The 6,727-nt window shown below is 60.4% G+C and carries 5 protein-coding genes; 1 reads left to right on the forward strand and 4 read right to left on the reverse strand.

Annotated features, from left to right (window positions below):
• Window positions 1-581: 581 nt before the first annotated feature.
• The gene (locus EN984_RS38840) at window positions 582-1,169 is read left to right on the forward strand and encodes a transglutaminase-like cysteine peptidase (protein ID WP_236383472.1); all 588 of its coding nucleotides are present in this window, start codon (window positions 582-584) and stop codon (window positions 1,167-1,169) included.
• A 59-nt stretch (window positions 1,170-1,228) separates the two neighbouring features.
• Here the strand turns inward: EN984_RS38840 and EN984_RS17255 are convergent, their stop codons facing one another.
• The 4 genes from EN984_RS17255 to EN984_RS17270 all read right to left on the reverse strand — a co-directional run.
• Entirely contained in the window at window positions 1,229-1,870 is a 642-nt protein-coding gene (locus EN984_RS17255; protein ID WP_127271969.1) for a ribbon-helix-helix domain-containing protein, read from the reverse strand.
• Window positions 1,860-3,149, reverse strand: coding sequence for an HlyD family type I secretion periplasmic adaptor subunit (locus EN984_RS17260; protein ID WP_127271967.1), 1,290 nt, complete (start codon window positions 3,147-3,149; stop codon window positions 1,860-1,862). Before EN984_RS17260 ends, EN984_RS17255 begins: the two co-directional genes overlap by 11 nt.
• A gap of 42 nt (window positions 3,150-3,191) precedes the next feature.
• Window positions 3,192-5,324 carry a type I secretion system permease/ATPase gene (locus EN984_RS17265; RefSeq protein ID WP_127271964.1) on the reverse strand — a complete coding sequence of 711 codons (2,133 nt, stop codon included), beginning with the start codon at window positions 5,322-5,324 and terminating at the stop codon, window positions 3,192-3,194.
• A 39-nt stretch (window positions 5,325-5,363) separates the two neighbouring features.
• On the reverse strand, window positions 5,364-6,727 hold a 1,364-nt coding region (locus EN984_RS17270), incomplete at its 5' end, for a TolC family protein (protein ID WP_127383846.1).

The raw sequence follows: 6,727 nt of genomic DNA on the forward strand, positions 1-6,727 counted from the left end.
GATATGCATTGCCCGGCATTTTTTACACGTGGTAAACCGCAACAATATAACCTGATATATGTAGGTTTCTGGAGACCTCCTTGACGGATAGCTGGCCGGCATTTTTCCGGTAAACCAAAGTATAAATTTGAATAAAATTTTAAGTAAAATGGATAAAGACAGTTGCTGGATATTTATCCACCTTCCTTTCCAATAATTTGAGACAAGATTGGTAGCGTCCACAGTCAAAGGTGGGCGTTATGAAAAAGCAAAAATCAGTTCCGGGAAAAACCCGGCTCCAGATGCTCCTGCTGGCAATCGGGCTTGTCGGCCTGGCGGGGCCGTCATTTGCGAGCGATATAGCCGCACCCGGCTGGCCTCAGGAGAATATTCAAACGCCGCCTTCTCTCGGCGGTGTTTCGCTGACGAGGCCTCAGCCCTGGCAGCCTGCGGGCGCTTACCGGATCGGTCTGGTCACCGGCAGCTATGGCCCAGATGTTGGCCGCGGGGATGGCTCGTCAACGGCGCGAGATGACGCCGGGATAGATCCGCTGCAGACCGCGTCGATCATTCCGGGGGTCTTCGGATCGGTTGCCTTGTCCATGCGCAATTTTCCCGTCGCGGCTCGCTGGGCGCCCGTCTACCGGGCAATCGCCGCCTGTTCGGCAGGCAGCCCCTGCGAGCACAAGAGCGCGGCTTTTGCCGGCATGATCGCCGCCGCACAAGGCAAGGGGTTCAGCGAGAAGCTGTCCTTCGTCAACAGCAGCGTAAATCGCCTGATCGCCTACAGGAAAGACAGCGTCGTCTACGGCAAGCTCGACTATTGGGCGAAGCCTTCGGAGATTCTCGAGCGGCGAGCCGGCGATTGCGAGGATTTTGCCATCCTCAAGATGACAGCCCTGCTGAGGGCCGGCATTCCCACGCAAAGCATGGCGCTTGTCGTCCTCCAGGATCGCAAGAGAGGCTTCTTTCACGCAGTGCTGTCGGTGAGCACAGGCAGCGGCACCTTCATTCTCGACAGCCTCAGCAACACTGTCGTGCGTGACAGCGATCTTCCGGATTACGTTCCGCTCTATTCGTTCAGCACGGACCGGGCCTGGATCCACGGTTCAAGACCGGGCGGAGCCCAGATGGCCGACATCAAGGGCGGTTTCGCAACCGTCGCACCCGGCGAAGGCTTTCAGCCATAGGTTCGCCAGCATTGGCGATGCATGCAGAGCAACTCCGGTAAGTGTAACGGTGAACTGCTCTAGCCGCCGAAGACGAACGCCATCAGCAGCTCCGGCTCGAGCACCGGAGCCCGCACCGCATTCAATTGTCCCCGGTATCGACGGTCGCCCGCGCCGATGACAAAACCGGTGGCCACCGGCGATTCGCCATTGGCATCGAGCCGCGCGAAGATGTCGGCCACATTGAGGTCCAGCGCCAGCTTGAGATCGTGCCGTGCGTCATCGCTTGGGGCGATCGGCAATTGACGTTTGACGAGTTGCTGGAACGGCGCGTTGAACGACAGGATCTTCTTCGACGAAGCCAGGGCAAAGGCCGGAGACGGGCAAGCGACCAGTATGGCGTTGATGGTGTTGATCGATGCAAGCCTTCGCAGGGTCAGGTTTTCGTCTCCCAACCCACGCATGCAGGCCACCCGGATCGCGGATGTCAAATTGCCTGTCTGTGCCTGGCTTTCGGCGATCTCGTCGATGAGCATGCCGATCGTGCACTTCCTGCTTTCGGCCATCTGCTTCAGCGACATCCAGAATGCCCGCTCCAGACGGATGCCGCGCCGGATGCCGCCGCGCGCCACAACCCGAAATTCCAGTCCAAAATCCTCGGCGGCGACTGGAGGCAGCAGCCGCTCGCGACCGGAATGATGAGGGCTGGCGCTACCGCTCACTCATCGCCTCCTCGCGCGCCTTGTTGATCGGCTTCAGGAGGTAGTGCAGGATCGTCTTGCGCCCGGTCTTGATGTCGACCGAGCAGATCATTCCGGGGATGATCGAGTAGGCCTTGCCGTCTCTTTGAAGGGTGGATTTGTCAGTCGCCACACGCACCTGATAGTAGGGTTCCCCCGTTTTCTGATCGACCAGGCTGTCGGCTGTGATGTTCGAGACCTTGCCCTCGATACCGCCGAAGATCGAGAAATCATAGGCGGTGACCTTGATAAGGGCTACCTGGTCGGGACGGATGAACGCGACATCCCGTGGCGAGACCCGAGCCTCCACCAGCAACGTCTCGGAGGTCGGCACGATGCCGGCCACGACGGCGCCAGGCTGGACGAAGGCGCCTACCGTGTTCAGCTCCAGCGTGTTGACGATGCCATCCACGGGAGAACGGATATCGGTGCGCGCGACCTTGTCGGTGGCTCCCCTTATGGTCTCATCCACCACCGAAAGCTCCGCCAGCGCCTGGGTAAGGTCGTCCAACGCCTCCTGCTGCAATTGCAGGCCGAGTTCCTCGACCTGAAGCTGGGCTTCCGTGATCGACGATTTGATCTTCTTTATCGTTTCGCCCGCAAGGTTCAGCTGGCCGTTGAGCTCGGTCTGTTCGCGCTCCACCCGGAGCTGCTCGGTCCTTGCCATCAGGCCTTTCTTGACCATCGCGTCGACCAGTTTTGCCTCCTGGTCGCTGACGACCAGGTTCTTTGTAAGACGATCGGAATTGGCCTGCGCCTCGGCCAGTTCCCTCTCGCGCTGGTCAAGGCGTGACTTGAGCACGGACAGCTTGTTGTCGAAGTTCCCGCGCCGGGCGATGAGCAGCTTCTGCTCATTGTCGCAGATTTGCGGAGCGACCGACTGGATGTCCTGCGGGCACGGAAATGGGCCCGAGAGATTGCCGGCCTGTTCGTATTTCAGCCTTGCTATGCGCACTTCCAGCGCGCGCGCCTTGGCCTGCTGCTCGCCGAGACTGGACGTGTTGAGCGTGTTGTCCAGGCGGATGATGAGATCGTTCTTCTTGACCACCTGGCCAATCGTCACGGCGATTTCCTGAACGACACCGGCTTCACTCGCCTGAATGATCTGGGTCTTGGAAGCGGGTATGACCTTGCCGTCGCCGCGTGCGATCTCATCGACTTCGGCAAAGGACGCCCAGGCGACGAAGACCACGAAGAGCGCTCCGATGATGAATATGGACGCCGACGCAAACAGCGGCGGTCGATCTTCTCTGGCAAGCATTTCCCACGCCCCAACGCATTGGATGCAGCAATATCTGTTTTGTCAGGCGCTTGTTTTCTGCAACGCCTGTATGACTTGGTCCTTCGGTCCGTCGGCAACGATTCTGCCCTGTTCGATAACGATCAGGCGGTCGGCCAGCTCAAGCATGCTGAAGCGATGTGTCGAGACGATCAGCGTGGTGTCGCGGTCGAAGGCGACTTTGAGCTGCTTGATCAACTGGCGTTCCGATGCGAGATCCATCGAGCCCGACGGCTCGTCCAGAAAGACGATTTTCGGTTTGGTCAGCAGCAGGCGTGCGATCGCCACCGTCTGCCTCTGGCCACCGGAAAGATTGGTGCCGCGCTCGCCGACATTCATGTCGTAGCCGCGCGGGTGGCGTGAAACGAAATCGTCGACGCCGGCCGCCTTTGCCGCTTCGATGATCTGTTCGTCGGTAGCCTCGGGGCATGCCATCAGGAGGTTTTCCTTGATGGTGCCCGAGAACAGGTCGCCGGCCTGCGCAACGATGCCGACCGCGGCGCGAACCTCGGACGGGTGATACTGGCGAATGTCGATCCCATCCAGCAGCAGCTCACCGGAAGTCGGCAGGAAGAGCCGGCCGATCAGCCGCCCCATCGTCGTCTTTCCCGATCCTATGCGGCCGATGATGCCGATCCGCTCACCCGGCTTGACCGAGATATTCAGGCCGGTCAGAACTTCGTTTTCCGAGCCTGGATAGACAAACCCGACATTCCTGAACACCATCGCCCCCTTGCGGATGGGGCGGTTGACGAAGCCCACCGTGTCGGGTCGATCTTCCGGCTGAGCCATGATCGAGTTCACCATTCTCAGCGAGAGCATGGCCTGGCGAAACCGGGACAACGTTATGGCAATCTGGCCGAGCGGCGCCACGGCCCTGCTCGCCAGCATCACCGTTCCTATGATTGCTCCTGTCGAAACATGCCCTTCCGAGAAGGCATAGGCGCCGGCCACGACCAGGGCGACGGTCACCAGCTGTTGTATGGACTGGGTGATGTTGCCCGCCGCCGCCGAAAGCTGCTTGATCTTCTCGGACGTGTTGGCGGCGTTCTTGGAGTGCTCTCCCCATTTTCGCAGCAGATACGCCTCGGCGCGCAGCGACTTGATGGTCTCCAGCGTCGAGATGGATTCGACCAGCAGGGCCTGGCGCTGCGACGCTTCGTTCATCGAGGCGGCGACGCGCTTGCCGATGCGGCGCTGGGTGATCAGGCCGACGATGACGGACATCACGAAGGCCAGCGCCGGTATGATCACCAGCCATCCGCCTATCGCATAGATCACAAGGAGAAAGACGAAGACGAATGCCGTGTCGATGAACACGCTTATGGTGTTGGAGGTGAAGAACTCCCTGACGAATTCATATTGCGTGACCCTGTTTGCGTATTCACCGGTCGAGCCGGGGCGCGCCGACAGCGACGAGTTCAGCACTTTCTCGAACAGCAGATAGGATATCCGGAGATCCGCCTTGCGCCCGGCATAGTCGATGAGGGAGGCCCTGGCCGTCTTCAAGAGCAGGTCGAACAGGATGACCGCGCCGATGCCGAGAGCCAGCACCCATAGTGTCGATATTGCCTTGTTCGGCAGGATCCTGTCGTAGACGTTCATGGTGAAGATCGGCGAGGCTATGGCCAGCAGATTGATGAACACCGCCGCCAGGACGACTTTTGAGTAGGTGCGCCAGAAAGCGCCCATCGTCCCCGTAAGCCAATGTCTCCGCTCGATCCTGGCCGCCGAGCCGACCGACATGGTCTCGGCGGCATTGGCATAGGTGATCGAGAAGGAAGCGCCGCCGCTGATGTAGCTGGCGGCCAGTTCCGATCGGCCGATCGTGGTGCGGCCGTCTTCCTGGGGCGCGGTGATATAAGCATCGTCTTCGCCCAGAGCGAGCAGGGCAACCGGCAATTGACTGACGCGAAAGACGATTGCCGGCAGGTCGATACGCCCCCTGAGAAAATCGCGGTGATTGAACTCGGTGACTTCCAGGCCGATGCGTTCGGCAAGGTGCCTGATATCGTCGGCCGCAATTCGCGTGTCCGAGAGCGGCACGCCGGCAAACAGCACGGTCTCCGCGCTCGGCCTGCCGAGATATCCGGCAACGGCCGAGAAGCAGGCCTTGAACGCCTCCTTGGGAGAGAGGATATTGGGTTGCTGGTTCACGATCTGCCCGTCAGGACGCTCGCTGGACCTTGCGTCGTCTTATTTCTTCCTCACCGGGGCGAGGATATCGAATGGCAGGTCGTTCTTCTGCTCCGATGGCGTCCGCGCATAGGTCTCGGTGTCCGCGGTTTCCGGTGTTGCAAACTCGGTGCGAGCATAGGCTGTCGCTTGCTTTGCCGGCTCGAGATTCATCGTTTTCAGCAACTGTCCGGTCGCGGCCAGGAGCCGGTACTGGGCAAACAGCGATGCGTAGGACGCGGTATCCGCCAGCGTTGCCGTGTTGAACCGCGTATTCTGCGCGTCGAGCACGTCGAGCAGCGAGCGCTGTCCAACCTTGAACTGCTCGCGATAGGAAGCGACCAGCTTTTCATTGGCGGCGGCCTGTTGCCTCAGGGTCTTCGCCAGATCGGCTTGCCGGAAACGGCGATCCCATGAGGTGCGAACGGCTTCCTCGATTTCGCGCAAGACCTGATGATAGGCGAGCCGCTGCTCGCTGGCGCGGCGGATCTGCTCCTGTTCATTGGCCTTGTCTATGCCGCCGCGATACAAATTCCAACGCAGCACCAGACGCGCCTGCAGGTCATTGGTGTCCCCGTCGTCGCCGTCAATGTCGGTGCCTGCCCTGGCCCGACCTTCAGCAATGACTTCAGGGCCATATTTCGCCCGGGCCGCATCCACCAGGGAAGCCGCGGCGTCGATATCGCTGGTGGCCATGTGAACGCGCGGATTGTTCTGTCGTGCCAGGCCGATCGCGTCATCCAGTGACCGCGGAAGCGCGGCGGCGACATCACCCGGCCGCGAAGCATTGACCAGCGGCTTGCCGACGGTCTTGAAGAACCGGATCTTGGAGGCTTCCAGCTCTTCGGTCGCCTCCTGCATGCGGGCCTTGGCCGCGAACAGACGCTCCTCGGCCTGTTGGCGGTCGGCCTCGTTCAGCGCCCCGCCTGAGATGCCTTGCCGGATGTCGCCGAGTATCGCCTGATGGAAACCCAGATTCTTCTTGGCTTCGGAAACGATCGAAGCCTGCAGCATGTATTCGAGGTAATCCTGGACAACGGACAGCCCGATGAATTCGGACCGTTCCAGCACCCGGAACGACGCTCCGTCGACGCGCGATGCCTGGCGGTTCAATTCCGCGCGACGAGCTCCGCTGTCGAATAATTTCTGGGTCACCACCAGATTCGCTTCCGCCGGATAGAGCGAATCGTCCTCTATCGACAGCGAGCGTCGGGAGGAATTGTCGAGCCGGCGAACACCAGCCGATCCCTCGACATCGACACTGGGAAGGTAAAGGCCCTTGGCCTGCCGCAACTCAAACTCGATTGCTTCGCGGTTTTCGATCGCCTGTCCAATCTCGGGATTGGATTCCACCGCGACAGCCATCGCCTCCTTGAGCGTAAGCG

Origin of the sequence: Mesorhizobium sp. M7A.F.Ca.CA.004.12.1.1 (assembly GCF_003997835.1) — a bacterium.
In the GTDB taxonomy this organism is placed as follows: domain Bacteria; phylum Pseudomonadota; class Alphaproteobacteria; order Rhizobiales; family Rhizobiaceae; genus Mesorhizobium.

Bases quoted from the DNA above. Each gene is read 5' to 3' on its own strand.
- EN984_RS38840 (WP_236383472.1), top strand. From the start codon at position 582: ATGCGCAATTTTCCCGTCGCGGCTCGCTGGGCGCCCGTCTACCGGGCA.
- EN984_RS17260 (WP_127271967.1), bottom strand. From the start codon at position 3,149: ATGCTTGCCAGAGAAGATCGACCGCCGCTGTTTGCGTCGGCGTCCATA.